The 26,535-nt window shown below is 59.9% G+C and carries 27 protein-coding genes; all 27 read left to right on the top strand.

The features are described from left to right. The first annotated feature begins 18 nt into the window (after window positions 1-18). The 27 genes from IB245_RS00635 (at window position 19) to flhF (ending at window position 26,457) form a co-directional block, all read left to right on the top strand. Window positions 19-384, top strand: coding sequence for a flagellar protein FlaG (locus IB245_RS00635; protein WP_008044605.1), 366 nt, complete (start codon window positions 19-21; stop codon window positions 382-384). Between the two features lie 82 nt (window positions 385-466). After that, window positions 467-1,900: a flagellar filament capping protein FliD gene (gene fliD / locus IB245_RS00640; RefSeq protein WP_192226036.1), complete on the top strand. Its 1,434-nt coding sequence runs from the start codon at window positions 467-469 to the stop codon at window positions 1,898-1,900. A gap of 129 nt (window positions 1,901-2,029) precedes the next feature. Further along, window positions 2,030-2,425: a flagellar export chaperone FliS gene (gene fliS, locus IB245_RS00645; RefSeq protein WP_008044602.1), complete on the top strand. Its 396-nt coding sequence runs from the start codon at window positions 2,030-2,032 to the stop codon at window positions 2,423-2,425. Between the two features lie 10 nt (window positions 2,426-2,435). After that, entirely contained in the window at window positions 2,436-2,732 is a 297-nt protein-coding gene (locus tag IB245_RS00650; RefSeq protein WP_008044601.1) for a hypothetical protein, read from the top strand. 173 nt (window positions 2,733-2,905) lie between these two features. Further along, window positions 2,906-4,381: a sigma-54 dependent transcriptional regulator gene (locus IB245_RS00655; RefSeq protein ID WP_008044600.1), complete on the top strand. Its 1,476-nt coding sequence runs from the start codon at window positions 2,906-2,908 to the stop codon at window positions 4,379-4,381. A gap of 110 nt (window positions 4,382-4,491) precedes the next feature. Then, window positions 4,492-5,715: a sensor histidine kinase gene (locus IB245_RS00660; protein WP_404943246.1), complete on the top strand. Its 1,224-nt coding sequence runs from the start codon at window positions 4,492-4,494 to the stop codon at window positions 5,713-5,715. Window positions 5,716-5,720: 5 nt separating this feature from the next. Continuing rightward, on the top strand, window positions 5,721-7,106 hold the full coding sequence (locus IB245_RS00665; protein WP_192226038.1) for a sigma-54-dependent transcriptional regulator: 1,386 nt from the start codon (window positions 5,721-5,723) through the stop codon (window positions 7,104-7,106). Window positions 7,107-7,257: 151 nt separating this feature from the next. Beyond that, window positions 7,258-7,587: a flagellar hook-basal body complex protein FliE gene (gene fliE, locus IB245_RS00670; protein ID WP_008044594.1), complete on the top strand. Its 330-nt coding sequence runs from the start codon at window positions 7,258-7,260 to the stop codon at window positions 7,585-7,587. Between the two features lie 15 nt (window positions 7,588-7,602). Continuing rightward, window positions 7,603-9,390 (top strand): flagellar basal-body MS-ring/collar protein FliF, encoded by a 1,788-nt coding sequence (gene fliF / locus IB245_RS00675; protein WP_008044586.1) that lies wholly within the window; start codon window positions 7,603-7,605, stop codon window positions 9,388-9,390. Further along, window positions 9,383-10,402, top strand: a complete 1,020-nt coding sequence (gene fliG, locus IB245_RS00680) for a flagellar motor switch protein FliG (RefSeq protein ID WP_003184041.1) — start codon at window positions 9,383-9,385, stop codon at window positions 10,400-10,402. The genes fliF and fliG overlap by 8 nt, the downstream gene beginning before the upstream one ends. A 7-nt stretch (window positions 10,403-10,409) precedes the next feature. Further along, the gene (gene fliH / locus IB245_RS00685) at window positions 10,410-11,210 is read left to right on the top strand and encodes a flagellar assembly protein FliH (protein ID WP_192226040.1); all 801 of its coding nucleotides are present in this window, start codon (window positions 10,410-10,412) and stop codon (window positions 11,208-11,210) included. Beyond that, window positions 11,200-12,558: a flagellar protein export ATPase FliI gene (gene fliI / locus IB245_RS00690; protein ID WP_192226042.1), complete on the top strand. Its 1,359-nt coding sequence runs from the start codon at window positions 11,200-11,202 to the stop codon at window positions 12,556-12,558. Before fliH ends, fliI begins: the two co-directional genes overlap by 11 nt. Before the next feature lie 6 nt (window positions 12,559-12,564). Then, window positions 12,565-13,014 (top strand): flagellar export protein FliJ, encoded by a 450-nt coding sequence (gene fliJ / locus IB245_RS00695; protein WP_008024572.1) that lies wholly within the window; start codon window positions 12,565-12,567, stop codon window positions 13,012-13,014. Between the two features lie 214 nt (window positions 13,015-13,228). Then, the gene (locus IB245_RS00700) at window positions 13,229-13,528 is read left to right on the top strand and encodes an STAS domain-containing protein (protein WP_008024574.1); all 300 of its coding nucleotides are present in this window, start codon (window positions 13,229-13,231) and stop codon (window positions 13,526-13,528) included. Between the two features lie 5 nt (window positions 13,529-13,533). Beyond that, window positions 13,534-15,237: a SpoIIE family protein phosphatase gene (locus IB245_RS00705; protein ID WP_192226044.1), complete on the top strand. Its 1,704-nt coding sequence runs from the start codon at window positions 13,534-13,536 to the stop codon at window positions 15,235-15,237. Between the two features lie 30 nt (window positions 15,238-15,267). After that, window positions 15,268-15,636 (top strand): Hpt domain-containing protein, encoded by a 369-nt coding sequence (locus IB245_RS00710; protein WP_192226046.1) that lies wholly within the window; start codon window positions 15,268-15,270, stop codon window positions 15,634-15,636. 82 nt (window positions 15,637-15,718) lie between these two features. Then, window positions 15,719-17,098, top strand: a complete 1,380-nt coding sequence (locus IB245_RS00715) for a flagellar hook-length control protein FliK (RefSeq protein WP_192226048.1) — start codon at window positions 15,719-15,721, stop codon at window positions 17,096-17,098. 226 nt (window positions 17,099-17,324) lie between these two features. Next, on the top strand, window positions 17,325-17,825 hold the full coding sequence (gene fliL / locus IB245_RS00720) for a flagellar basal body-associated protein FliL (protein WP_008039807.1): 501 nt from the start codon (window positions 17,325-17,327) through the stop codon (window positions 17,823-17,825). 9 nt (window positions 17,826-17,834) lie between these two features. Further along, window positions 17,835-18,803 carry a flagellar motor switch protein FliM gene (fliM, locus tag IB245_RS00725; protein WP_008024584.1) on the top strand — a complete coding sequence of 323 codons (969 nt, stop codon included), beginning with the start codon at window positions 17,835-17,837 and terminating at the stop codon, window positions 18,801-18,803. Window positions 18,804-18,872: 69 nt separating this feature from the next. Continuing rightward, window positions 18,873-19,331 (top strand): flagellar motor switch protein FliN, encoded by a 459-nt coding sequence (gene fliN / locus IB245_RS00730; RefSeq protein WP_008039811.1) that lies wholly within the window; start codon window positions 18,873-18,875, stop codon window positions 19,329-19,331. Then, window positions 19,332-19,775, top strand: a complete 444-nt coding sequence (gene fliO, locus IB245_RS00735; RefSeq protein ID WP_008039812.1) for a flagellar biosynthetic protein FliO — start codon at window positions 19,332-19,334, stop codon at window positions 19,773-19,775. Then, a complete protein-coding gene (gene fliP / locus IB245_RS00740; protein WP_008039813.1) occupies window positions 19,775-20,533 on the top strand; it encodes a flagellar type III secretion system pore protein FliP in 759 nt (252 codons plus the stop codon). The genes fliO and fliP overlap by 1 nt, the downstream gene beginning before the upstream one ends. Then, window positions 20,530-20,799, top strand: a complete 270-nt coding sequence (fliQ, locus tag IB245_RS00745) for a flagellar biosynthesis protein FliQ (RefSeq protein ID WP_008024593.1) — start codon at window positions 20,530-20,532, stop codon at window positions 20,797-20,799. The genes fliP and fliQ overlap by 4 nt, the downstream gene beginning before the upstream one ends. A 3-nt stretch (window positions 20,800-20,802) precedes the next feature. Then, on the top strand, window positions 20,803-21,588 hold the full coding sequence (gene fliR, locus IB245_RS00750) for a flagellar biosynthetic protein FliR (RefSeq protein ID WP_008039814.1): 786 nt from the start codon (window positions 20,803-20,805) through the stop codon (window positions 21,586-21,588). Between the two features lie 3 nt (window positions 21,589-21,591). Beyond that, complete coding sequence (flhB, locus tag IB245_RS00755) at window positions 21,592-22,731, top strand: flagellar biosynthesis protein FlhB (RefSeq protein ID WP_008039815.1); 1,140 nt, start codon at window positions 21,592-21,594, stop codon at window positions 22,729-22,731. A gap of 256 nt (window positions 22,732-22,987) precedes the next feature. Beyond that, the gene (gene flhA / locus IB245_RS00760; RefSeq protein ID WP_192226050.1) at window positions 22,988-25,117 is read left to right on the top strand and encodes a flagellar biosynthesis protein FlhA; all 2,130 of its coding nucleotides are present in this window, start codon (window positions 22,988-22,990) and stop codon (window positions 25,115-25,117) included. Between the two features lie 11 nt (window positions 25,118-25,128). Continuing rightward, window positions 25,129-26,457 carry a flagellar biosynthesis protein FlhF gene (flhF, locus tag IB245_RS00765; RefSeq protein ID WP_008024604.1) on the top strand — a complete coding sequence of 443 codons (1,329 nt, stop codon included), beginning with the start codon at window positions 25,129-25,131 and terminating at the stop codon, window positions 26,455-26,457. Window positions 26,458-26,535 lie beyond the last annotated feature (78 nt).

Genomic DNA, 26,535 nt, shown 5'->3' on the forward strand with positions numbered 1-26,535 from the left:
ATTTAAGAGGTGATGGACATGGATATGAGCGTGAAGCTGAACTTGTCTTATCCTGCCGCGAAGCCGGCGACGACTGTTGCTGAACAATCGGTGGAAAAGCCTCGAGCCGATGCTGCCACCGTGGCAACGGTCAAGGATGAATCAAAAGACGCGCAAAGCGAGCAGGACAAACTGAAGATGGCCGTTCAGGAAATCGAAAAGTTCGTTCAATCGATCAAGCGCAATCTGGAGTTCTCGATCGATGAACCTTCAGGCAAGGTTATCGTTAAAGTGATCGCCAGTGAGTCGGGTGAAGTGGTTCGCCAGATCCCCAACGAAGAAGTGCTCAAACTGGCCAATAGTTTGAATGATGCAAGCAGCCTGTTGTTCAGCGCTAAAGTCTGACAGCTGGCACGAATTTTGTTGCTATGTTCTTTTGGGCGTTGTAATGGTCAAAAGGCCGGCGACACACTGAAGGGAGTCCTACATGGCAAGTCCAATTCTACCGGGTCTGGGGTTAGGCTCCGGCCTTGACACCACGGCTATCGTCAAAGCTTTGGTTGATGCTGATAAATCGGCCAAGCAAACCCAGATCAACCGGCAGACGAACACCAATACATCGCAGATTTCCGGTGTCGGGACCCTCAAGAGTGTGTTGGCGAATTTCCAGGCCGCGATCAAAAACCTTGGTGATACCAAGACCCCTCAGTTCCTGGGTTACAACGCCACGAGTTCCGATCCCAAAGTGCTGACCTCTGTCGCCAGCAACTCGGCGGTCAACGGCACGTATGTCATCAAGGTCAACAACCTTGCGACATCTTCGAAAGTGGCGACCGCTGCGTTTGCCCTTGGCCCTACCAGTGCCATTCAGGACGGTACGCTCAATATCACTCAAAATGGCATTGCCCGACCGGTCACCATTCCTCCTGGCGCTACGTTGCAGACGGTGCGGGATGCGATCAACACCCAGCAAGGCGCCAATGGCTTCAGTGCCAACATTGTCACTGACTCCTTCGGTTCGCGTCTGGTCCTGGGCTCTACCGCGACCGGTTTGAATTCCGATATCACGCTCAGTGGTATTCCGGGCCTGGAAATTACCGCGGGCCAGAAAATGGGTCCCACGCCTGATGGGACTTCGGCGGGTGCCATCGGCGAACTCGCTGCGAATGCCAGCTTTACGGTTGACGGGCTGGCTATCTCCAGCAAATCCAACACCGTGGATAGCGCCATTTCCGGTCTGACACTGAATCTGGTGACGACGGGTACTTCCACTGTGACGGTCGGGCCGAACAGTGACGGTTTGAAAAAATCGATCCAGGCCTTTGTCGACGCTTTCAACCAGGTGGTCAGCACCGTCAGTACGCTGAGCAAGCCTTCCCTGGATAAAGATGGCAAGCCAACCATTCCCGCGGCATTGACCGGTGACTCGCTGGGTCGCAGTGTTCTGGCGTCGATCCGTGAACCGTTGGCAAGTACCGGTGCTGGCGACAAACTGACCGTGCTTTCGCAGTTGGGTATTACCACTAACCAGAAAACCGGTGCGCTCGATTTTGACAGCACCAAGTTCTCTGCGGCGATGGATACGCAGAAACTGGGTGGTGAAATTCAGAAGCTGTTCCTGGGTGATCCTGCGGCGACCGGCGATGCGGCCAAGGGGCTGCTGGAGCGAATGAATTCGGCGATTACGCCTTATACCGTGACTGGCAACGAAGGCATCCTTGATGCGCGTTCGGCCAGCCTGGCGAAGGTTAAAACCAACCTGGCCAGCCAGCAGGAGGCATTGGATCGTCGAGTCGCGACTCTGACAACCGTGCTGACCAAGAAGTACAACGACATGGACACTCTTGTCGGCAAGCTCAAGGCAACGGCGAGCAACATTACCTCGATGTTTGAGGCGATGAACGCACAGAAAAAAGGCTGATAGCGCGTAGGCGCCAAAAGCCCGGCAGCGAATTCCGCTTGTCGGGCTTTTTTTGTTTCGATCTAAAGATTTTTGACGCGGTGTCGATACACTGGCTATACGAATCACAAAGTTTTGATGAGGTACAGCATGAACCCGATGTTAGCCCTTCGGCAGTACCAGAAGATTGGTGCTCAGGCCCAGACTTCCGAAGCCAGCCCCCATCGCCTGGTGCAAATGCTCATGGAAGGTGGGCTGGATCGCATCGCTCAGGCCAAGGGTGCCATGGAACGCAAGGATATTCCCAACAAAGGCATTTTCATCGGCAAGGCGATCGCGATCGTCGGTGGCTTGCGTGAAGGCCTGGACCTGGAAAATTCGATTGAGTCTGTGGGTGAGCTGGACAAGCTGTACACCTACATGATGAAGCGCCTGGCAGAAGCCAACGTCAAAACCGATCCAAAGATTCTCGACGAAGTCGCCGATTTGCTTCGCACAGTCAAAGAAGGCTGGGATGCTATCGCCGCGCCGGGTCCGCAGTTTTAAGGAGATCACCATGAGTCTTGTATTGCAGCGTATCGAACACACTCGTGATGCCCTCGTCGGTGCCTTGGCCGAGCGCAATTGGGAAGCCATCGGTGAGTTGGATCTGGCTTGTCGTTCCTGCATGGAAGACGTCTTGAGTGAAGCTTCGGTAGACGAGGCCGCCTTGCGCGACAATCTTGAGGAGTTGCTGGGGGTGTACAAGCAGCTTCTGGAGGCGGCGACAGGTGAGCGACAAGCAATAGTTGATGAGATGTCGCAGATCCATCAAGCACAGAACGCTGCAAAGGTTTACCATCTGTTTGGTTAATTAATCCTCAGTTAATCCAAACATAGTGCGCCATAAATTTGACTGTGCACGGTTTTTTGACTTAACTAGTGGCTGGTTCCAGATTTCAGGCGTCTACAGGCATAACGTGTCTGCAAGCGTCTAGCTTGCCCCATCATTTCGGGCATTGAGTTGACTAGGGAAGTTGCTATTGCATGTGGCGTGAAACCAAAATTCTGCTGATTGATGACGATAGCGTCCGCCGCCGCGACTTGGCGGTGATTTTAAATTTTCTTGGCGAAGAAAATTTACCCTGCGGTAGCCATGACTGGCAGCAGGCTGTCGGCTCTTTGTCATCAAGTCGTGAAGTGATCTGTGTCCTCATCGGGACGGTCAATGCTCCTGGTGCACTTCCGGGCTTGTTAAAGACACTCTCTACCTGGGATGAGTTCCTTCCGGTTTTGTTAATGGGCGATAATTCTTCCGTTGACTTGCCAGAAGACCAGCGTCGCCGAGTGCTTTCGACCCTCGAAATGCCACCCAGCTACAGCAAACTGCTCGATTCGCTGCACCGTGCCCAGGTCTATCGCGAGATGTACGACCAGGCCCGCGAGCGCGGTCGTCATCGCGAGCCCAACCTTTTCCGCAGTCTTGTCGGCACCAGCCGGGCGATTCAACACGTCCGTCAGATGATGCAGCAAGTTGCCGACACCGACGCCAGCGTGCTGATCCTTGGCGAGTCGGGGACTGGCAAGGAAGTGGTCGCGCGCAACCTGCACTACCATTCCAAGCGTCGTGACGCGCCGTTCGTTCCCGTCAACTGCGGGGCGATCCCGGCCGAGTTGCTGGAAAGCGAATTGTTCGGTCATGAGAAAGGCGCGTTCACCGGGGCGATCACCAGTCGCGCCGGGCGTTTTGAGCTGGCCAACGGCGGCACGCTGTTCCTCGACGAAATCGGCGACATGCCGCTGCCGATGCAGGTCAAGCTGCTGCGCGTGCTGCAGGAGCGTACTTTCGAACGCGTGGGCAGCAACAAGACCCAAAGCGTCGATGTGCGCATCATCGCGGCGACTCACAAGAATCTCGAAAGCATGATCGAGATCGGCACTTTCCGCGAAGACTTGTACTACCGCCTGAACGTGTTCCCGATCGAGATGGCACCGCTGCGCGAACGTGTCGAAGACATTCCGCTGCTGATGAACGAGTTGATCTCGCGCATGGAGCACGAGAAGCGCGGTTCGATCCGTTTCAACTCCGCAGCGATCATGTCGCTGTGCCGTCACGGCTGGCCGGGCAACGTTCGCGAACTGGCCAACCTGGTGGAGCGCATGGCGATCATGCACCCGTACGGGGTGATCGGTGTGGTCGAGTTGCCGAAGAAATTCCGCTACGTCGATGACGAAGACGAGCAACTGGTCGATAGCCTGCGCAGCGATCTTGAAGAGCGCGTGGCCATCAACGGTCACACTCCGGACTTCACCGCCAACGCCATGCTGCCGCCGGAAGGCCTGGACCTGAAAGACTACCTCGGTGGTCTGGAACAGGGCCTGATCCAGCAGGCGCTGGATGATGCCAATGGCATCGTGGCGCGCGCTGCCGAGCGGTTGCGGATCCGTCGTACCACGCTGGTAGAGAAAATGCGCAAGTACGGCATGAGCCGTCGCGATGGTGATGAACAGGCGGATGATTGACGCCTGTTTTTCAAGTCGTTCATTTGTAGGCGGTTTTTTTTAGGCACGGGTATTGCTACATCCCTCGCAACGTTCCGTTTAACTGACGGTCAGCCAAGCGAGAGAGCCCGATGCCCCAAGCCGCCCAGATGTCTCCTGTCCCTGATGCTTCGGGACAAACGTCGTCCGTAGAGCAGGCAAGCCGGCTTGGCCTTGAGCAGGCTTTCGCGTTGTTCAACCAGATGTCCAGCCAGTTGACCGACTCCTACAGCATGCTTGAAGCCCGGGTCACCGAGCTCAAGGGCGAGCTGGCGGTGGTCAGCGCTCAGCGCATGCAGGAACTGGCGGAAAAAGAACGCCTGGCCAACCGTCTGCAAAACCTCCTCGATCTATTGCCCGGCGGCGTTATCGTCATCGACGCTCAGGGCATCGTGCGTGAAGCCAACCCCGCTGCTTGTGAGTTGCTCGGCCTGCCTCTCGAAGGCGAGCTGTGGCGTCATGTCATTGCCCGATGCTTCGCGCCGCGCGAAGACGACGGCCACGAAATCTCGCTCAAGGACGGTCGGCGTCTGTCGATCGCCACCCGCTCGCTGGATGCCGAGCCCGGCCAGTTGGTGTTGCTCAACGACCTGACCGAAACCCGTCATCTGCAAGATCAACTGGCTCGCCACGAACGCCTGTCTTCCCTCGGTCGAATGGTCGCGTCGCTGGCTCACCAGATTCGTACGCCGTTGTCCGCCGCATTGCTTTACGCCAGTCATTTGACCGAGCAAGAACTGCCGGTTGCCACGCAGCAACGTTTTGCCGGGCGCCTTAAAGAGCGTTTGCATGAGCTGGAGCATCAAGTGCGCGACATGCTGGTGTTCGCTCGTGGCGAGCTGCCGCTGACCGATCGCGTTACGCCGAAAATGCTGATGCAATCCTTGCAGGCCGCGGCGCTGACCCATGTGCAGGATTTGCCGGTTCGCTGGCAGTGCGACAGTCATGCGGGTGAGTTGCTGTGCAATCGCGACACGTTGGTCGGGGCTATTCTCAATCTGATCGAGAACGCGATCCAGGCCAGTGCCGGCGACGTTCGCTTGAAAGTCCATCTCTACACCCGTGACAACAACCTGCGTGTCTGCGTCAGTGACAGCGGCAGCGGCATCGATACGAAAGTGTTGGCGCGTTTGGGTGAGCCATTTTTTACCACTAAAACCACCGGGACCGGCCTTGGCCTGACCGTGGTCAAGGCCGTGGCTCGTGCCCATCAGGGCGAATTGCAGCTGCACTCGCGGTTGGGTCGCGGCACCTGCGCGCAGGTGATTCTGCCGCTGTTTTCTGATGAAAAGCGCAGTGCTCAGGGAGTGGAGTGAACGACATGGGGATCAAGGTTTTACTGGTCGAGGATGACCGCGCATTACGCGAAGCACTGACCGATACGCTGTTGCTCGCAGGGCATGACTACACAGCCGTGGGGTCGGCCGAAGAAGCGCTGGACGCCGTCGGAGCCGAGGCGTTCAACCTGGTGCTCAGTGACGTCAACATGCCGGGCATGGACGGCCATCAACTGCTCGGATTGCTGCGCGCTCGCCAGCCGCAGTTGCCGGTGCTGCTGATGACGGCGCACGGCGCCGTAGAGCGCGCGGTCGATGCGATGCGTCAGGGCGCGGCGGATTATCTGGTCAAGCCGTTCGAGCCCAAGGCTTTGCTGGATCTGGTTGCGCGGCATGCGCTGGGCAGCCTCGGCGCTGCCGACAGCGAGGGGCCTGTAGCGTTCGAGCCGGCCAGTGCGCAGTTGCTGGAATTGGCCGCACGGGTGGCGCGCAGTGATTCGACGGTGTTGATCTCCGGTGAGTCCGGGACCGGTAAAGAAGTGCTGGCGCGTTACATCCATCAGCATTCTCATCGCGCCAGCCAGCCGTTCATTGCGATCAATTGCGCGGCGATTCCCGACAACATGCTCGAGGCAACGCTGTTCGGTCACGAAAAGGGTTCGTTCACTGGCGCCATCGCGGCGCAGGCCGGCAAGTTCGAGCAGGCCGACGGCGGAACCATTCTGCTCGACGAAATTTCCGAAATGCCCCTGGGTCTTCAAGCCAAGTTGCTGCGCGTGTTACAGGAGCGCGAAGTTGAGCGGGTCGGCGCGCGCAAACCGATCACGCTGGATATTCGGGTCGTCGCCACCACCAACCGCGACCTTGCCGGTGAAGTGGCGGCAGGGCGTTTCCGCGAAGACCTTTACTATCGCCTGTCCGTATTTCCGTTGGCCTGGCGTCCGTTGCGCGAACGCACCGCCGACATCCTGCCGCTGGCCGAGCGACTGCTGACCAAGCACGTCAATAAAATGAAGCATGCAGCGGCGCGACTGTCGCCCGAGGCGCAGGCGTGCCTGATCGGCTATCCGTGGCCGGGCAATGTGCGGGAGCTGGATAACGCGATTCAGCGTGCATTGATCCTGCAGCAGGGCGGTGTGATCCAGCCGCAGGATTTCTGCCTGGCCGGGCCGGTCGCCTGTGCGCCGTTGCCGGTATTGACCGCCGTGCCGGTGCGGGTTGCTGACGTGGAGTCCGAGTCTGCCGGTGCGTTGGGTGATGACCTGCGTCGCCGCGAATTCCAGATGATCATCGATACCTTGCGCTCTGAGCGGGGGCGTCGCAAGGAAGCGGCTGAGCGTCTGGGCATCAGCCCTCGCACCCTGCGCTACAAACTGGCGCAAATGCGTGATGCCGGAATGGATGTTGAAGCTTACCTGTTCGCCACCTGATTTTACTTTGTGGGAGCGAGCCTGCAGAAGATTGTGAGCTGATGAAGGGCTTTTGTTCTGGGCGGCCACGGAGATGGCACCCTTGTTGCTAACACCTCACTACCCGCCGAGTGAGTGTCAAAAAATTGCGGGTCGTCAATGAGAGTAGACCATGAGCCAAGGTATTGAATTCAATCGGTTGATGCTGGACATGCGTTCCATGCAAATGGATGCCATGTCTGCGCCGAAATCGACTGCCGCCGTCCCTGAATTGAGCGGCAGCAGCTTTTCCGACATGCTCGGTCAGGCCGTCAATAAAGTGAGCGACACCCAGCAGGCTTCCAGTCAGTTGGCCAGTGCCTTCGAGATCGGCAAGAGCGGTGTCGACCTGACGGACGTGATGATTTCCTCGCAGAAGGCCAGCGTGTCTTTTCAGGCGTTGACCCAAGTGCGTAACAAGCTGGTTCAGGCATACCAAGACATCATGCAGATGCCGGTTTAAGGACGAGATTGAGTCATGGCAGAAGCAGTCGCCGATAATGTTCCGGCCAAGGCCACACCGATAGACGGCAAACCGCCGCTGTTCGGCTTGTCCTTCCTGGAAAACCTCTCCGAGATGACCATGTTGCGTCAGGTGGGCCTGTTGGTCGGCCTGGCTGCGAGCGTGGCGATTGGCTTCGCCGTGGTGTTGTGGTCCCAGCAACCGGACTACCGGCCTCTGTACGGCAGCCTTGCCGGTATGGACGCCAAGCAAGTCATGGATACCCTGGCTGCCGCTGACATTCCCTATACCGTTGAACCGAACTCCGGTGCCTTGCTGGTCAAGGCCGATGACCTGTCCCGTGCGCGCCTGAAGCTCGCGGGCGCTGGTGTCACTCCCAGCGACGGCAACATCGGTTTCGAGATCCTCGACAAGGACCAGGGGCTCGGCACCAGCCAGTTCATGGAAGCGACCCGTTATCGTCGCGGCCTCGAAGGCGAACTGGCCCGGACCATCTCCAGCCTGAACAACGTCAAGGGTGCCCGCGTGCATCTGGCGATTCCGAAAAGCTCGGTGTTCGTGCGCGACGAGCGCAAGCCGAGTGCTTCGGTGCTGGTTGAGCTGTATTCCGGTCGTTCGCTGGAGCCGGGTCAGGTGGTGGCGATCATCAACCTGGTCGCGACCAGCGTTCCAGAACTCAGCAAATCGCAGATCACCGTCGTCGACCAGAAGGGCAATCTGCTCTCGGATCAGGCGGAGAACTCCGAGTTGACCATGGCCGGCAAGCAATTCGATTACAGCCGTCGCATGGAAAGCATGCTCACTCAGCGCGTGCACAACATCCTGCAACCGGTGCTGGGCAACGACCGCTATAAAGCCGAAGTCTCGGCGGACGTGGATTTCAGTGCTGTCGAGTCGACCTCCGAGCAATTCAACCCGGATCAGCCGGCGTTGCGCAGCGAGCAGTCGGTCAACGAGCAACGCACCGCCAGCAATGGCCCGCAAGGCGTACCGGGTGCTCTGAGCAACCAGCCGCCATCGCCTGCCTCGGCGCCGCAAACCACCGGTGGCGCTACCGCGTCGGCCGGCATGGTGCAGCCAGGCCAGCCACTGCTGGATGCCAACGGTCAGCAAATCATGGACCCGGCCACCGGCCAACCGATGCTGGCACCGTACCCGGCGGACAAGCGTCAACAATCCACCAAGAACTTCGAGCTCGACCGTTCCATCAGCCACACCAAACAACAGCAAGGGCGTTTGAACCGCCTGTCGGTGTCGGTAGTGGTGGACGATCAGGTCAAGATCAACGCAGCCAACGGCGAAACCACCCGTGCACCGTGGAGCGCCGACGAATTGGCGCGCTTCACCCGTCTGGTACAGGACGCCGTCGGTTTCGACGCCAGTCGTGGCGACAGCGTCAGCGTGATCAACATGCCGTTCTCCGCCGAGCGCGGTGAAGTGATTGCCGATATTCCGTTCTACTCCCAGCCGTGGTTCTGGGACATCGTCAAGCAAGTGCTGGGTGTCTTGTTCATCCTGATACTGGTGTTCGGTGTGCTGCGTCCGGTGCTCAACAACATCACCAATGGCGGCAAAGGCAAACAGCTGGCCGGTTTTGGCGGCGACGTGGAGCTCGGTGGCATGGGCGGCCTGGACGGCGAACTGGCCAACGATCGCGTCAGCCTCGGCGGCCCGACCAGCATCCTGCTGCCGAGCCCGAGCGAAGGCTATGACGCACAGTTGAATGCAATCAAGAGTCTGGTGGCAGAAGATCCGGGTCGCGTGGCCCAGGTCGTGAAAGAGTGGATTAACGCAGATGAGTGATAACCGAGCCGCCGTCGCCAAACTGTCCCGGGTCGATAAAGCCGCAATCCTGCTGCTGTCTCTCGGTTCTACCGATGCCGCCCAGGTGCTGCGCCACATGGGGCCCAAAGAGGTCCAGCGTGTGGGTGTGGCCATGGCGCAGATGGGTAACGTGCACCGCGAGCAGGTCGAGCAGGTGATGAGCGAGTTCGTCGACATTGTCGGCGATCAGACCAGCCTGGGCGTCGGCTCCGACGACTACGTGCGCAAAATGCTGACTCAGGCGCTGGGCGAGGACAAGGCCAACGGCCTGATCGACCGGATCCTGCTGGGCGGCAACACCAGTGGCCTCGACAGCCTGAAGTGGATGGAACCGCGCGCCGTCGCCGACGTGATCCGTTACGAGCACCCGCAGATCCAGGCGATCGTCGTGGCGTATCTCGACCCGGACCAGGCCGGCGAAGTGCTGGGCAACTTCGACCACAAGGTGCGACTGGACATCATTCTGCGGGTTTCCTCGCTGAATACCGTGCAGCCAGCCGCCCTGAAAGAACTCAACCAGATTCTCGAGAAGCAGTTCTCCGGCAACTCGAATGCCTCGCGCACCACCCTGGGTGGCATCAAGCGTGCGGCCGACATCATGAACTTCCTCGACAGCTCGATCGAAGGTCAGCTGATGGACTCGATCCGCGAAGTCGACGAAGACCTGTCCGGTCAGATCGAAGACCTCATGTTCGTGTTCAACAACCTGTCCGATGTCGACGACCGCGGGATTCAGGCGTTGCTGCGTGAAGTCTCCTCCGATGTACTGGTACTGGCCCTCAAGGGCTCGGACGAAGGCGTCAAGGAAAAGATCTTCAAGAACATGTCCAAACGGGCGGCCGAACTGTTGCGCGACGACCTCGAGGCCAAAGGCCCGGTGCGTGTCAGCGACGTGGAAACCGCACAGAAAGAAATCCTCACCATTGCTCGCCGTATGGCCGAAGCCGGAGAAATCGTTCTCGGCGGGAAGGGCGGCGAAGAGATGATCTAAGGTCACTATGTCGTCCAAACATGATGAGTCCCAGACCGACCTGATCCGCGCCAAGGACGTCGCGGGTTTCGACACCTGGTCACTGCCCAGTTTCGACCCGCCTGCACCGGAGCCCGAGCCGGAACCAGAGCCCGAGCCGCCGGAAATGGAGGAAGTGCCGCTGGAAGAAGTCCAGCCACTGACCCTCGAAGAACTCGAAAGCATTCGCCAGGAGGCCTACAACGAAGGCTTCGCCACGGGTGAAAAAGAAGGTTTTCACAGCACCACGCTCAAGGTCCGTCAGGAAGCAGAGGCGGTCCTGGCGCCGAAAGTCGCCGCGCTTGAGCAACTGATGGCCAACCTGTTCGAGCCTATCGCCGAGCAAGACACCCAGATCGAAAAGTCGCTGGTCGACCTCGTGCAGCACATCACTAAACAGGTGATTCAACGCGAACTGGCCATCGACTCGACGCAGATCGAACACGTCATGCGCGACGCCCTCAAGCTGTTGCCGCTGGGCGTGGGCAATGTGCGGCTGTACATCAATCCGCAGGATTTCGAACAGGTCAAAGCCCTGCGCGAGCGCCATGAAGAAACCTGGCGCATCGTCGAGGACGAAGCCTTGTTGCCTGGTGGTTGCCGGGTCGAGACGGAGCACAGTCGCATCGATGCCACCGTTGAAACGCGCATCGCCCGAGTCATGGACAAGCTGTTCGATCAGTTGCACGAGCAGGCCCTGCACCCGGCCGCGCCGGACCTGAGCCTGGAGCTGCCGATCGAGGCCAAACCTGCGGTCGAAGCCGAGCCGGACGTTCCCGATGCGCCTTGATCGCACCAGCTTCGCCAAGCGCCTGGGCAGTTACGCCGAGGCCACGGAACTGGCCGGCGCACCGATCCTCGAAGGCCGCTTGCTACGCATGGTCGGCCTGACCCTCGAAGCTGAAGGCCTGCGCGCCGCCATGGGCAGCCGCTGCATGGTCATCAACGACGACAGTTACCATCCGGTGCAGGTCGAAGCCGAAGTCATGGGCTTCTCCGGCAGCAAAGTCTTTCTGATGCCGGTTGGCAGTGTCGCCGGCATCGCGCCCGGCGCCCGTGTGGTGCCGTTGGCCGATACCGGTCGTCTGCCGATGGGCATGAGCATGCTCGGACGGGTGCTCGACGGCGCCGGTCGTGCGCTGGACGGCAAGGGCGGCATGAAGGCTGAAGACTGGGTGCCGATGGACGGCCCGACGATCAACCCGCTCAAGCGTCACCCGATCAGCGAGCCGCTGGACGTGGGCATTCGTTCCATCAACGGTTTGTTGACGGTCGGTCGCGGTCAGCGGCTCGGGCTGTTCGCCGGTACCGGCGTCGGCAAGAGTGTGCTGCTGGGCATGATGACCCGCTTCACCGAGGCCGACATTATCGTCGTCGGGCTGATCGGTGAACGGGGTCGAGAAGTTAAGGAATTCATCGAGCACATCCTCGGTGAAGAAGGGCTCAAGCGTTCGGTGGTCGTGGCGTCCCCGGCGGACGATGCGCCGCTGATGCGTCTGCGCGCCGCGATGTATTGCACGCGGATCGCCGAGTATTTCCGCGACAAGGGCAAGAATGTCCTGTTGCTGATGGACTCGCTGACTCGTTTCGCCCAGGCCCAGCGGGAAATCGCCCTGGCCATTGGCGAGCCGCCGGCGACCAAGGGTTATCCGCCATCGGTGTTCGCCAAGTTGCCGAAACTGGTGGAGCGGGCGGGTAACGCTGAAAAGGGCGGCGGTTCGATCACCGCGTTTTATACCGTGTTGTCCGAAGGCGATGACCAGCAGGATCCGATCGCCGACTCGGCGCGGGGTGTGCTTGACGGGCACATCGTCCTGTCTCGGCGCCTGGCTGAGGAAGGGCATTACCCGGCCATCGACATCGAAGCGTCGATCAGCCGGGTCATGCCGTCGGTGGTGTCGCCGGAACACATGGCCCGCGCCCAGTATTTCAAGCAGTTGTGGTCGCGCTATCAGCAGAGCCGCGATCTGATCAGTGTCGGCGCCTACGTCGCTGGCGGAGATCGCGAGACCGACCTGGCGATTTCCCTGCAGCCGCAGCTGGCCAAATACCTGCGCCAAGGGTTGAACGACAGCATCAGCCTGGGCGAAAGCGAATCCTATCTGGGCTCGATCTTCGCGCCTGCGGCTGGCGGTTAATCGATCATGGCCCAGAGTCGGGCAGGGCGTCTGGCGCCGGTGGTCGAAATGGCCGAAAAGGCCGAGAAAACCGCCGCTCAGCGGTTAGGCCATTTTCAGGGCCAGGTTCGAGTGGCAGAAAGCAAACTCGCCGACCTTGAAGCCTTTCGACTCGACTATCAGGAGCAATGGATCGTGCGCGGCAGCAGCGGCGTCTCGGGCCAGTGGCTGCTGGGTTATCAGGGCTTCCTCGCGCAACTGGGCACCGCCATCGATCAGCAGCGACAAAGCCTGGCGTGGCACCAGAACAATCTGAACAAGGCACGGGAAACCTGGCAGCAGGCATTTGCCCGGGTCGAAGGCTTGCGCAAACTGGTTCAGCGTTACGCAGACGAGGCGCGACAGCTGGAAGACAGGCGCGAGCAGAAGCTGATGGACGAGTTGTCCCAGCGGTTGCCGCGTGAGAGTCCGTACTGAATCAGTCAGGCCACGTTATCGTTTTTCGCGGGCAAGCCTCGCTCCTACAGGTTTCGCATCGTCCATGATTTCGTGAACGGCACAAATCCCGCAGGAGCGAGGCTTGCCCGCGAAGGCGTCCTCAAAAACTCCGCCCCTTTCCAGCCTTGCCCCCATCTCCGTCAAGTGCTAAACCTTGTACAAGTATGTTCACCAATGACAAGGATGCCGTTCAATGTCAGTCGTTACAGAAGTCTCTCCGGATGGGCAAAAACTGACGATATCGATCAGAGGACGATTCGACTTCGCCAAACATCAGGAATTTCGCGAGTCCTACGAGAACAAGGAACTCTCTGCAGTGGTCGTCGATTTGAAAGAAGCGACCTACCTCGACAGTTCCGCACTGGGCATGCTGCTTCTGCTGCGTGATCACGCCGGTGGCGACGATTCCGACATTCGCGTCGTCAACAGCAGTTCTGACGTGAAGAAGATTCTCGCCATCTCCAACTTCGACAAACTGTTCGACATCAGTTGACCAACGTGCAGCCGCTCGAGCCGCTGACGATCCTGATTGCCGAAGACAGCGCGGCCGACCGCATGCTGCTGTCGAGTATCGTCCGTCGCCAGGGCCATGAAGTGCTTACGGCCACCAATGGTGCCGAAGCGGTCGAAGCGTTTCGCTTACAACGACCGCAACTGGTCTTGATGGACGCCATGATGCCGGTGATGGACGGTTTCGAGGCGGCACGGCAGATCAAGACGCTGGCCGGGGAAACCCTGGTGCCGATCATCTTCCTGACGTCGCTGAGCGAAAGCGAAGCCTTGGCGCGATGTCTGGAGGCCGGCGGTGACGACTTTCTGGCAAAACCCTACAACCAGGTGATCCTCGCCGCCAAAATCAAGGCAATGGACCGCTTGCGCCGGTTGCAGGCCACCGTGCTGGAGCAGCGCGACCAAATTGCCAGGCACCACGATTACCTGCTCAACGAGCAGCGTGTGGCCAAGGCCGTGTTCGACAAGGTCGCCCATTCCGGCTGCCTGAACGCCCCCAACATCCGCTACCTGCAATCGCCTTATGCGCTGTTCAATGGTGATTTGCTGCTCGCGGCGTTCACTCCGGCCGGCGACATGCACGTGCTGCTCGGCGATTTTACCGGCCATGGCTTGCCGGCCGCCGTCGGGGCGATGCCGCTGGCCGAGGTCTTCTACGGCATGACCGCCAAGGGTTATGGCCTGTCGGAAACCCTGCGCGAGATGAACGCCAAGCTCAAGCGCATCCTGCCGGTGGACATGTTCTGTTGTGCGACGCTGTTGTGCCTGAGTTTTCAGCGGCGCTCGGTGGAGGTCTGGAACGGCGGGATGCCGGACGGTTACCTGCACAGTATTGCCAGCGGCGAGCGCACACAGCTGACCGCTCGGCATTTGCCGCTTGGCGTGCTGAGCCCGCAGACGTTCGATGACCGCACCGAAGTGTTTCCGATGGCGGTCGGGGACCGGGTGTTCCTGCTGTCTGACGGGGTGATCGATACGTGCGATGCCAATGAGCAGTTGTTCGGCGTCGAGCGATTGCAGCGGGTGTTTGCGGCCAATCGTCGGCCGGATCAGCTGTTCGAGGAGATCGAGCAGGCGCTGCGGGATTTTCGCGGTGAGGCCCGCGACGATGTCAGCATGGTCGAAGTCAGCCTGTTGGAGGCTGCGCAGCTGAGTCCGCCGGCCCTGGTGTATTCCGACAGCGGTCAGTCCTGCCCGCTGGACTGGTCGGTGAGTTTCGAGTTTCGTGCGGCCACCCTCAAGCGCTTCAATCCATTGCCGTATCTTTTGCAGTTGCTGCTGGAAGTGCATGGTTTGCGCGCCCAGAGCGGTGCGCTTTACAGTGTGCTCGCGGAGTTGTACTCCAATGCTCTGGAGCACGGCGTGCTGGGGCTGGACTCAAGCCTGAAACGCGATGCCTCGGGTTTTGCCCGCTATTATCAACAACGCAATGCACGTCTGGACGAGCTGCAGGACGGCTATGTGCGGCTGCATTTGCAGGTCGCGCCCAAAGGCGAGGGTGGTTGCCTGACGATTCGTGTCGAAGACAGTGGCAAGGGTTTTGATGTCGACAGGGTGATGGCGCGTCCCCTCGATGGTGCCCGTCTGTCGGGACGCGGGGTCAGTCTGATCCGCCAGTTGAGCCGTAACGCCAACTGGTCCGACGATGGTCGTAGTGCCCGCGTGGAATTTTTCTGGGAGGCTCTGGCATAATCCGCGCATTCTTGATCAAGGAGTGAGCAAGTGGCTGACACACATCTGGATCGCGACGTGCTGAGCGCGTTGCAAGAGGTCATGGAGGAAGACTATCCGACGTTGCTGGATACTTTCCTCGCCGATTCCGAAGAGCGCTTGAGTCTGTTGCACAAGGCTGGCGATGCGGAGACGCTCGGTGCCACGGCGCACAGTTTCAAGGGCAGTTGCAGCAACATGGGCGCCATGCGCCTCGCCGAGCTGTGCAATGAGCTCGAGCAACGCAGCAAGCAGAAGTCTCTGGAAGGCATCGAGAAACTGGTCGGAGAAATCGATGGCGAATTCGCCATTATCCGTCCCCTCTATGAAGCAGAACGCCAGCGCTCTCTCGCTGACAATGCGACCGTCCGGCGTTTTTAACGCCGCTTAAGCAAAACTGGCGCAACCCTTGCAGATATCACCGCAACTGTACCTACGATCCCAGTGCAGCGGAGACCGTTTCATGCCCGTTACCCCCAATATTCTTCTTCAGGCCGCCGCTCAGGCCAAGACTCAAGCCGCCTCCGCCAATCCACCGGCGCTGTCCGCTGAGCCCGGGGACAAAGCCTCCAGCTTCGCTCAGGTCTACGCCAATCAAGCCCAGAACAAGCCCTCGGCGACCACTGACGGATCGCCGAAGCCGGTGCGCGATAAAGCCCCGGACAGCCCCGATAAAAAGAGCGTCGGCAACGACAATGCTGCCGCCCCGGAACCGACGGTTGCCGATAGCGGCAAAACCTTGCCCGCCGATAAACCGGCGCCGGACGACGACAAGGCTGCCAGCGATGATGCCGCAGCTGCCGCGGATACCGCAGAAACCCCGGTAGTCGTCGACACGGCGCCGGTTGATCCGGCTCTCGATCCGTCATTGCTGCCAGCGTTGCAAGCCGTGGTGGCAGCTCCGGTTCCGCAAGCACCGCCAGTGGTGGTCACTGAGCAGCCGCAAGTGCAGGCGCCTCCTGTTGCTGCGCCAGTGGCGGCGGTACAGGTTGCCGCGCCGGCGGATGACGCGTTCGATCCTGAAGCCGATCCGCTGGATGCGCTGCCGGCCGTGCGTATGGCCATGGAACAGGGCGGTCATATTTCCGCTGCCAGTCAGGCGCAACCCAAGGCAGCGCCGACGGCTGCTCAGGCCCAGGCTGATGGCGAACCCACCTCGGCACAGAACTTTGCCGCCGGCATGGCGGGCATGCTCGATGTGCAGGCGGACAAGGACAGTACCAGCCAAGGCGGTGAGAAAACCTTCAGTGGGTTGATCGATGACGGCCTCAAGGATTTGAAGTCGGCGAGCAGCGATACCCGCGTCGACGACTTCGCCAACCGTCTGGCGGCACTGACTCAGGCAGCTACACCGAAAACCGCCAACGCGGTACCGGTGAATCAACCGATCACGATGAATCAAAGCGGCTGGACCGAAGAAATCGTGAACCGGGTCATGTACCTGTCCAGCGCCAATCTCAAGGCGGCCGATATCCAGTTGCAACCGGCCGAACTGGGGCGTCTTGATATTCGGGTGAACATGGTGCCGGACCAGCAGACCCAAGTGACCTTCATGAGCGCGCATCCAAGCGTTCGCGAAGCGCTCGATGGTCAGATGCACCGCTTGCGTGACATGTTCGCGCAGCAGGGCATGGGGCAGGTCGATGTCAACGTGTCAGACCAGTCGCGTGGCTGGCAGGGGCAGGGTCAGGAACAACAGGCTCAGCAGGGGCAGGGCGGGCGCAGCAACGCCAGCGGTGGTCGCCTCGATGGCGTGGATGAAGAGCTCGCGCCGACCGTTGCCGAAGTCGCGGCCAGCACCACCAGTGTCATCGGCTCCAGCGCCGTCGACTACTACGCCTGAATTAGTCAGGCACCAAACCCTGTGGGAGCGAGCCTGCTCGCGATGAGGCACTGACAGTCAATATCTTCATCGACTGTTGCACCGCAATCGCGAGCAGGCTCGCTCCCACATTTGTTTTGTGGTGAATCGTCATCCGCCGTCCCCTGTCTCCCGACACTTCTGGCATAACACTTGCTCTTGCCTTGCCGTGCGACTGTGAAAACCCGAATAGTGACGGATTATTGGCATGGCGAAGAGCGAAGCAGTAGTAAAAGACCCCGCAACCAAAGGCAAAATCAAGCTGATCATTGTGATCGTGGTGGCCCTGCTGCTGGCGATCGGCTTGTCCGTGGGAGCGACCTGGTTCTTCATGCACAGCGCTCAGAGCAAACCTGCCGCCGTGGTTGAAACTGCCCCGGCCGGCAAGCAACCAGCGGTTTTCGAGCAAATGGCGCCGGCCTTCGTGGCCAACTACAACCAGAACGGCCGCCAGCGCTTCATGCAGGTGAGCATCACCATGCAGGGCCGCAATCAGGCTGACCTGGAAGCCCTGAAAGTCCACATGCCGGTCATCCGCAACAACCTTGTCATGCTGTTCTCCGGGCAGGATTTCGCGACCCTGGCGTCGCCGGTCGGTCAGGAAATGCTGCGCCAGAAAGCCACGGCCAGCGTCCAGGAAGTGGCGCAGAAAGAGCTCGGCAAAGTGGTCATCGAACAGTTGCTTTTCACTAATTTCGTACTGCAGTAGGAACACGACATGGCCGTGCAGGACCTGCTGTCCCAGGATGAGATCGATGCGCTGTTGCATGGTGTCGACGATGGTCTGGTACAGACCGATACCGCTGCCGAACCCGGCAGTGTCAAAAGCTACGACCTGACCAGCCAGGATCGCATCGTCCGTGGACGCATGCCGACCCTGGAAATGATCAACGAGCGTTTCGCCCGCTACACCCGCATCAGCATGTTCAACATGCTGCGCCGCTCGGCGGACGTTGCCGTCGGTGGTGTGCAGGTGATGAAGTTTGGCGAATACGTGCACTCGCTGTACGTGCCGACCAGCCTCAACCTGGTCAAGATCAAGCCGTTGCGCGGCACGGCGCTGTTCATCCTCGACGCCAAACTGGTGTTCAAACTGGTGGACAACTTCTTCGGCGGCGACGGCCGTCACGCGAAGATCGAAGGGCGTGAATTCACCCCGACCGAACTGCGTGTGGTGCGCATGGTGCTGGAGCAGGCCTTCGTCGATCTGAAGGAAGCCTGGCAGGCGATCATGGAAGTGAACTTCGAGTACATCAACTCGGAAGTGAACCCGGCCATGGCCAACATCGTCGGCCCGAGCGAAGCCATTGTGGTGTCGACCTTCCACATCGAACTCGATGGCGGTGGCGGCGACCTGCACGTGACCATGCCGTACTCGATGATCGAGCCGGTGCGCGAAATGCTCGACGCCGGCTTCCAGTCGGACCTCGACGATCAGGACGAGCGTTGGGTCAATGCCCTGCGCCAGGACGTGCTCGACGTCGACGTGCCGATCGGTGCCACGGTTGCCCGTCGCCAGTTGCGCCTGCGCGACATTCTGCACATGCAGCCGGGGGACATTATCCCGGTCGAAATGCCGGAAGAAATGATCATGCGCGCCAACGGCGTGCCTGCGTTCAAGGTCAAGATGGGCTCGCACAAAGGCAACCTCGCGTTGCAAGTGATCGAGCCGATCGAGCGCCGTTGACCGGCGCCTCTACATATTCGCTTTTAACTGACGGCTGCCCTCTGATGGGTTGCCCGCCGAGGACACATGATGGCTGACGATATGAATACCCAGGACGACCAGGCGCTGGCTGACGAATGGGCTGCGGCCCTGGAAGAAACCGGCGATGCCGGGCAGGACGACATTGACGCCTTGCTGGCGGCTGACGCTGCTGGTTCGTCGTCGAACCGTCTGCCGATGGAAGAATTCGGCAGCGTGCCGAAAAACAACGATCCGGTAACCCTGGACGGTCCGAACCTGGACGTGATCCTCGACATCCCGGTGTCGATTTCCATGGAAGTCGGCAGCACCGACATCAACATCCGTAACCTGCTGCAGCTCAACCAGGGTTCGGTAATCGAGCTCGATCGCCTGGCCGGTGAGCCGCTGGACGTGCTGGTCAACGGTACGTTGATCGCTCACGGTGAAGTGGTGGTGGTCAACGAGAAGTTCGGCATCCGCCTGACCGACGTGATCAGCCCAAGCGAACGCATCAAGAAGCTGCGCTGAGTGAAAAAGCTTTTGGGGTTGTTACTGGCCTTGCCGTTCAGTGCGTTGGCGGCCGAACCGGTTGCTAATGCTGCCGTGGCTGCCGCACCTGCTGTCAGCAGCGGTGTGGCGGGCCAGTTGACGCAATTGGTGCTCGGTCTGCTGCTGGTGCTGGGGTTGATCTTCTTCCTCGCCTGGCTGCTGCGCCGGGTCCAGCAGGCCGGGCCTGCGGGCAAGGCGCAGGTGATCGAGTTGATCGGTTCCCGGGCGTTGGGTCCGCGTGACCGATTGATGCTGGTGCAGGTTGGCAACGAGCAGATTCTGCTCGGTTTGAGCCCCGGCACCATCACCGCGCTGCATGTGCTCAAGGAGCCGGTGCACGTACCGGTCACCGAGAAAGCGACCCCGGAATTTGCCCTGCGCCTGATGGAACTGATGGGCAAGGATCAGAAGGATAAGAAGTAATGGGTGCGCTACGCATCATCTTGACGCTGGCCCTGATGCTGGCCGCGCCGCTGGCCTTCGCCGCCGATCCGTTGTCGATCCCGGCGATCACCCTGGGCACCAACGCCCAGGGCGCTCAGGAATACTCGGTCAGCCTGCAAATCCTGCTGATCATGACCGCGCTGAGTTTCATTCCGGCGTTCGTCATGCTGATGACCAGCTTCACGCGGATCATCATCGTCTTCTCGATCCTGCGTCAGGCCCTGGGCCTGCAGCAGACGCCGTCGAACCAGATCCTCACGGGCATGGCGCTGTTTCTGACCCTGTTCATCATGGCGCCGGTGTTTGACCGGGTGAACCAGGATGCCTTGCAGCCGTATCTGGCGGAAAAACTCACCGCCCAGGATGCCGTGGCCAAGGCTCAGGTGCCGATCAAGGACTTCATGCTGGCGCAGACGCGCAGCAGCGATCTGGAGCTGTTCATGCGCCTGTCCAAACGCACGGACATTGCCACGCCGGATCAGGCGCCGCTGACCATTCTGGTACCGGCCTTCGTCACGTCCGAGCTGAAAACCGCGTTCCAGATCGGCTTCATGATCTTCATTCCGTTCCTGATCATCGACCTGGTCGTCGCCAGTGTGCTGATGGCCATGGGTATGATGATGCTCTCGCCGCTGATCATTTCCCTGCCGTTCAAGATCATGCTGTTCGTGCTGGTGGATGGCTGGGCGCTGATCATCGGGACATTGGCGAGTAGCTTCGGCGGTGTTTCGCCATGACGCCGGAAGTCGCGGTAGACATCTTTCGTGAAGCGCTCTGGCTGACCACCATGATGGTCGCCGTGCTGGTGATTCCGAGTCTGCTGGTGGGTCTGCTGGTCGCGATGTTCCAGGCGGCCACGCAGATCAACGAACAAACCCTGAGCTTCTTGCCGCGCCTGCTGGTCATGCTGGTGACGCTGATCGTTGCCGGTCCGTGGCTGGTGCAGACGTTCATGGAATACATCCTGCAGTTGTACGGCAATATTCCTCGGGTCATCGGCTAAGCCATGCAGTCACTGCTGCAACTGACCGATACCCAGATCAGCACCTGGGTGGCGACGTTCATGTTGCCCCTGTTTCGCATCGGTGGCTTGCTGATGGTCATGCCGGTTTTCGGTACGACCCTGGTGCCCCAGCGGGTGCGTCTGTATTTCGCCCTCGCGATCACGCTCGTGATTGCGCCCGGGTTGCCGCCGATGCCGCCGGTCAATGCGCTGGACTTGAGCGGGCTGCTGCTGATTGCCGAGCAGATTCTCATCGGCGCGGTGATGGGGTTCGCCCTGCAGCTGTTCTTCCAGGCCTTCGTGGTCGCCGGGCAGATCGTTTCGATTCAGATGGGCATGGGCTTCGCATCGATGGTCGACCCCACCAACGGCGTGTCGGTGGCGGTGATCGGGCAGTTCTTCACCATGCTGGTGACGCTGTTGTTCCTGGCCATGAATGGCCACTTGGTGGTCTTCGAAATTCTCACTGAAAGTTTCACCACCTTGCCGGTCGGTAGCGGCTTTATGGTTTCACAATTCTGGGACCTGGCCGGCAAGCTCGGTTGGGTGCTGGGTGCGGCATTGTTGCTGGTGCTGCCGGCGATCACCGCGCTACTGGTGGTCAACATCGCGTTTGGCGTGATGACCCGCGCCGCGCCGCAACTGAACATCTTTTCCATCGGCTTCCCGCTGACCCTGGTGCTCGGGCTGTTCATTGTCTGGGTCGGGCTGGCGGACATCATCAATCAGTACCAACCGCTGGCTACCGAGGCCTTGCAGTGGTTGCGCGAACTGGCACGGGCGCGCTGAGTCATGGCTGAGAGCGAAAGCGGTCAGGACAAAACAGAAGACCCCACGGAGAAACGTAAAAAGGACTCCAGGGACAAGGGCGAGATTGCGCGCTCCAAAGAGCTCAATACCTTGGCGATCATGCTTGCCGGTGCCGGTGCGCTGCTGATTTTCGGCGGGGCCTTGGCGCAGGACATGATGGAGCTGATGCGCATGAACTTCACGCTGTCGCGGGAAGTGATTCTGGATCAGCGCAGCATGGGCACCTTCCTCCTGCACTCGGGGCAGATTGCCCTGTTGGCGATTCAACCGGTGATGATCACCTTGCTGCTGGCGGCATTTCTCGGTCCGATTTCCCTCGGTGGCTGGTTGTTCGCAGCGGGCTCGATGGCGCCGAAATTCAGTCGCATGAACCCCGGCGCGGGGCTGAAGCGGATGTTCTCGGCCAAGGCGCTGGTGGAACTGCTCAAGGCCCTGGCGAAGTTTTTCATTGTGCTGTTCGTCGCGCTGGCGGTGTTGAACTCCGACATCGACGACCTGATGCGCATTGCGCACGAGCCGTTGGAAATGGCGATCATTCACAGCCTGCAAGTGGTCGGCTGGAGCACTCTGTGGATGGCGTGCGGCTTGATCATCATCGCCGCCGTCGACGTGCCGGTGCAGCTCTGGGAAAGCCACAAGAAGCTGCTGATGACCAAGCAGGAAGTGCGCGACGAGCACAAGGATCAGGAGGGGAGGCCGGAGGTCAAGCAGCGCATTCGCCAGTTGCAGCGCGAGATGTCCCAGCGCCGGATGATGGCGGCCATTCCCGAGGCCGATGTGGTCATTACCAACCCGACTCACTATGCCGTGGCGCTCAAATACGACCCGGACAAGGGCTCGGCGCCGATGCTGATTGCCAAGGGCAGTGATTTCCTGGCCCTGAAAATCCGTGAAATCGCCGTGGCCAACGAAGTGCTGCTGCTGGAGTCTCCGGCTCTGGCGCGTTCGATCTATTACTCCACGGAGCTGGAGCAGGAAATTCCTGGCGGGCTTTATCTGGCCGTCGCTCAGGTATTGGCCTACGTCTACCAGATCCGACAGCACCGCGCGGGCAAGGGCAAGCGGCCGGATCCGCTCAAGGATGATCTGCCGATTCCACCGGATCTGCGCCGCGATTCCTGAGGTTTGCGCTAGTCGTGCCGACGCCTTCGCGGGCAAGCCTCGCTCCTACAGGTTTTGCGTCGACCACAAAAACATCTGTGCCATCCGTCCTGTAGGAGCGTGGCTTGCCCGCGAAAGCGTCAGCCCGGACGACACAACTCCCCCCAGAAACCCCTCTGTTCCAAGCGCTCGGCAAAAGTTGGAAGGCTTCTTGCAGTAGCCGCCCTGCGTCTGCTTCAGGCGTCAAAAGTTTGCTTTAAAGGAACGGGGAAAACCGGTGGATCGCTCTCAGTTACTCAACAGTGCCCGCACAAACGTTGCCGACTTAAGTCGGGGCAATCTGGGCGTGCCGTTGTTGCTGCTGGTCATGCTGGCCATGATGATGCTGCCGGTGCCACCGTTCCTGCTGGACGTGTTCTTCACGTTCAACATCGCGCTGTCGATCGTCGTGCTGCTGGTCTGCGTCTACGCGTTGCGGCCGCTGGATTTCGCGGTGTTCCCGACCATTCTGCTGGTGGCAACGTTGTTGCGACTGGCGCTGAACGTGGCCTCCACGCGAGTGGTGATGCTTCACGGGCAGGACGGCCATGCCGCTGCCGGTAAGGTGATCCAGGCGTTCGGTGAGGTGGTGATCGGCGGTAACTACGTGGTCGGTATCGTGGTCTTCGCGATTTTGATGATCATCAACTTCGTCGTGGTAACCAAGGGTGCCGGGCGGATTTCCGAGGTGAGCGCACGTTTCACCCTCGATGCGATGCCCGGCAAACAAATGGCGATCGACGCCGATTTGAACGCCGGCCTGATCGATCAGAACCAGGCCAAGATGCGCCGGATGGAAGTGGCCCAGGAGGCCGAGTTCTATGGTTCCATGGACGGTGCCAGCAAGTTCGTGCGTGGCGATGCCATCGCCGGTTTGCTGATTCTGTTCATCAACCTGATCGGCGGCATGGCGGTCGGTATCTTCCAGCACGGCATGACCTTCGGTGATGCGGGCAGGGTTTACGCGTTGCTGACCATCGGTGACGGTTTGGTGGCGCAATTGCCATCACTGTTGTTATCTACAGCTGCAGCGATCATGGTGACCCGTGCTTCCGGTTCGGAAGACATGGGCAAACAGATCAATCGCCAGATGTTCGCCTCGCCCAAGGCGCTGGCCGTGGCGGCGGGCCTGATGGCAGTGATGGGCCTGGTGCCCGGCATGCCGCACTTTTCCTTTCTGAGCATGGCGGCCCTGGCGGCCGGTGGTGCGTACCTGTTCTGGAAGAAGCAGAACATCGTCAAGGTTCAGGCCCTGCAAGAGGTCAAGCGTCAGCAGGAATTGCTGCCATCGCCGGCTCGTGCTCAGGAAACCAAGGAGCTTGGCTGGGACGATGTGACGCCAATCGACATGATTGGCCTGGAAGTCGGCTATCGCCTGATTCCGCTGGTGGACCGCAATCAGGGTGGTCAGCTGCTGGCGCGGATCAAGGGTGTGCGTAAAAAACTGTCCCAGGATCTGGGCTTCCTGATGCCGACTGTGCATATCCGTGACAACCTCGACCTCGCACCGAGCGCCTATCGCCTCACTCTGATGGGGGTGATCCTGGCCGAAGCGGAGATTTATCCGGACCGCGAGCTGGCGATCAACCCTGGTCAGGTCTACGGTTCGCTCAACGGTATTACCGCCAAAGATCCGGCTTTCGGGCTGGAGGCGGTCTGGATCGAAGTGAGTCAGCGCGCACAGGCACAATCCCTCGGTTACACCGTGGTCGATGCCAGTACGGTAGTGGCAACCCATTTGAACCAGATTTTGTACAAGCACTCCAGTGAGCTGATTGGCCACGAAGAAGTGCAGCAACTCATGCAATTGCTGGCCAAAAGCTCGCCAAAACTGGCGGAAGAGCTGGTGCCCGGCGTGGTTTCGTTGTCGCAGTTGCTCAAGGTGCTCCAGGCGTTGCTGGCCGAACAGGTGCCCGTGCGGGACATTCGCAGCATCGCCGAAGCGATCGCGAACAATGCCGCCAAGAGTCAAGATACTGCCGCGCTGGTGGCCGCCGTCCGCGTCGGCGTATCTCGTGCAATCGTCCAAAGCATTGTGGGGACTGAGTCGGAGCTGCCAGTTATCACCTTGGAGCCAAGGTTGGAACAAATATTGCTCAATAGTCTTCAGAAGGCAGGACAAGGCTCGGAAGAGGGCGTTCTGCTGGAGCCAAGCATGGCTGAAAAACTGCAACGCTCGTTGATCGATGCGGCGCAGCGTCAGGAAATGCAAGGTCAGCCGGTGATTCTGCTGGTGGCCGGCCCGGTTCGCGCGATGCTGTCGCGATTCGGCCGACTGGCAGTCCCGGGTTTGCATGTGTTGGCTTACCAGGAAATCCCTGACAACAAGCAAGTGACCATCGTTGCGACAGTAGGGCCCAACGGCTGAGGTAGTGGTTTATGCAAGTTAAGCGTTTTTTCGCCGCCGATATGCGTCAGGCCATGAAGCTGGTTCGTGATGAGCTGGGCGCTGATGCCGCCATCATTGGCAACCGCCGGATCGCCGGTGGTGTCGAGCTGACGGCCGCTCTGGATTACAAACTGTCGGCGCTGGCCCCGCGTGTTCCGAACATGGAACTCGAGGATGAGCTGCGCAAGACCCAGTCGCGGATCGTCACCGCCCAGGCCGAACTGAGCCTGCGCAGCGATGGCGAGAGCGACAAGTCCACCAATCGCCAGTTGTTCGCCGGTCTGCCGTTGACTGCCGCCGAGCCACTGATCGAACCGACCTACGCCGAACCTCGTCGCCCGGCACCGGCCCCCGCGCCTGCCGCGACCGGTGTTGATCCGCGTGCCTTCGACTCGATGCGTTTCGAACTCAACAGCCTGCGCGAACTGATGGAAGTACAACTCGGTTCGCTGGCCTGGAATCAGTTGCAAGGCAGCCGCCCGGCCCAGGCCAACCTTTGGCGTCGCCTGCAACGCATCGGTTTGTCCGGTCCGTTGTCCCGCGATCTGCTGGAACTGATTACCGACATTGATGAACCTCGTCAGGCCTGGCGCATGTTGCTGGCGCACCTGGCGCGGATGATCGCCACACCGGAAGTCGAGCCACTGGAAGAGGGTGGCGTGATTGCCATGGTCGGCCCCGCCGGCATGGGCAAGACCACCACCCTGGCCAAGCTCGCGGCCCGTTACGTGCTCAAGTACGGCGCGCAGAACATCGCGCTGGTGAGCATGGACAGCTACCGCATCGGTGCCCAGGAACAACTCAAGACCCTCGGCCGGATCCTCAATGTGTCGGTGACGCACGTCGATCCGGGCCAGTCCCTGGTGCAGGCGCTGGATCCTTTGCTGCGCAAGCGCGTGGTGCTGATCGATACCGCAGGCCTTCAGGCCAGCGATCCGGCATTGCGCATGCAGCTCGAAAGCCTGGCCGGTCGTGGCATCAAATCAAAAAATTATCTGGTTCTGGCAACCACCAGCCAAAAACAGGTTCTAACCGCCGCTTATCACAGTTACAAGCGCTGCGGGCTGGCTGGCTGCATCCTGACTAAACTGGATGAGACGGCAAGCTTGGGCGAGGTGTTGAGCCTGGCGATCAGTCATGAATTGCCGGTGGCTTACCTGACTGATGGACCGCGTATTCCGGATGATCTGCATCTGCCGCGTCGTCATCAGTTGGTCAGTCGCGCCGTTAGCGTGCAAATGCAGGAAGAACCCAGCGAAGAAGCCATGGCTGACATGTTCGCTGATATTTATCACAGCCCGACCAAGCAGGTTGGCTGAGGTATTAATGAACAGTTTTTGTACCTACATCGATGGTCTGCCATGCATTGTTCAGTTGATGAACGCGCAGCCAGTAAT

Origin of the sequence: Pseudomonas sp. PDM02 (assembly GCF_014852285.1) — a bacterium.
In the GTDB taxonomy this organism is placed as follows: Bacteria; Pseudomonadota; Gammaproteobacteria; order Pseudomonadales; family Pseudomonadaceae; genus Aquipseudomonas; species Aquipseudomonas migulae.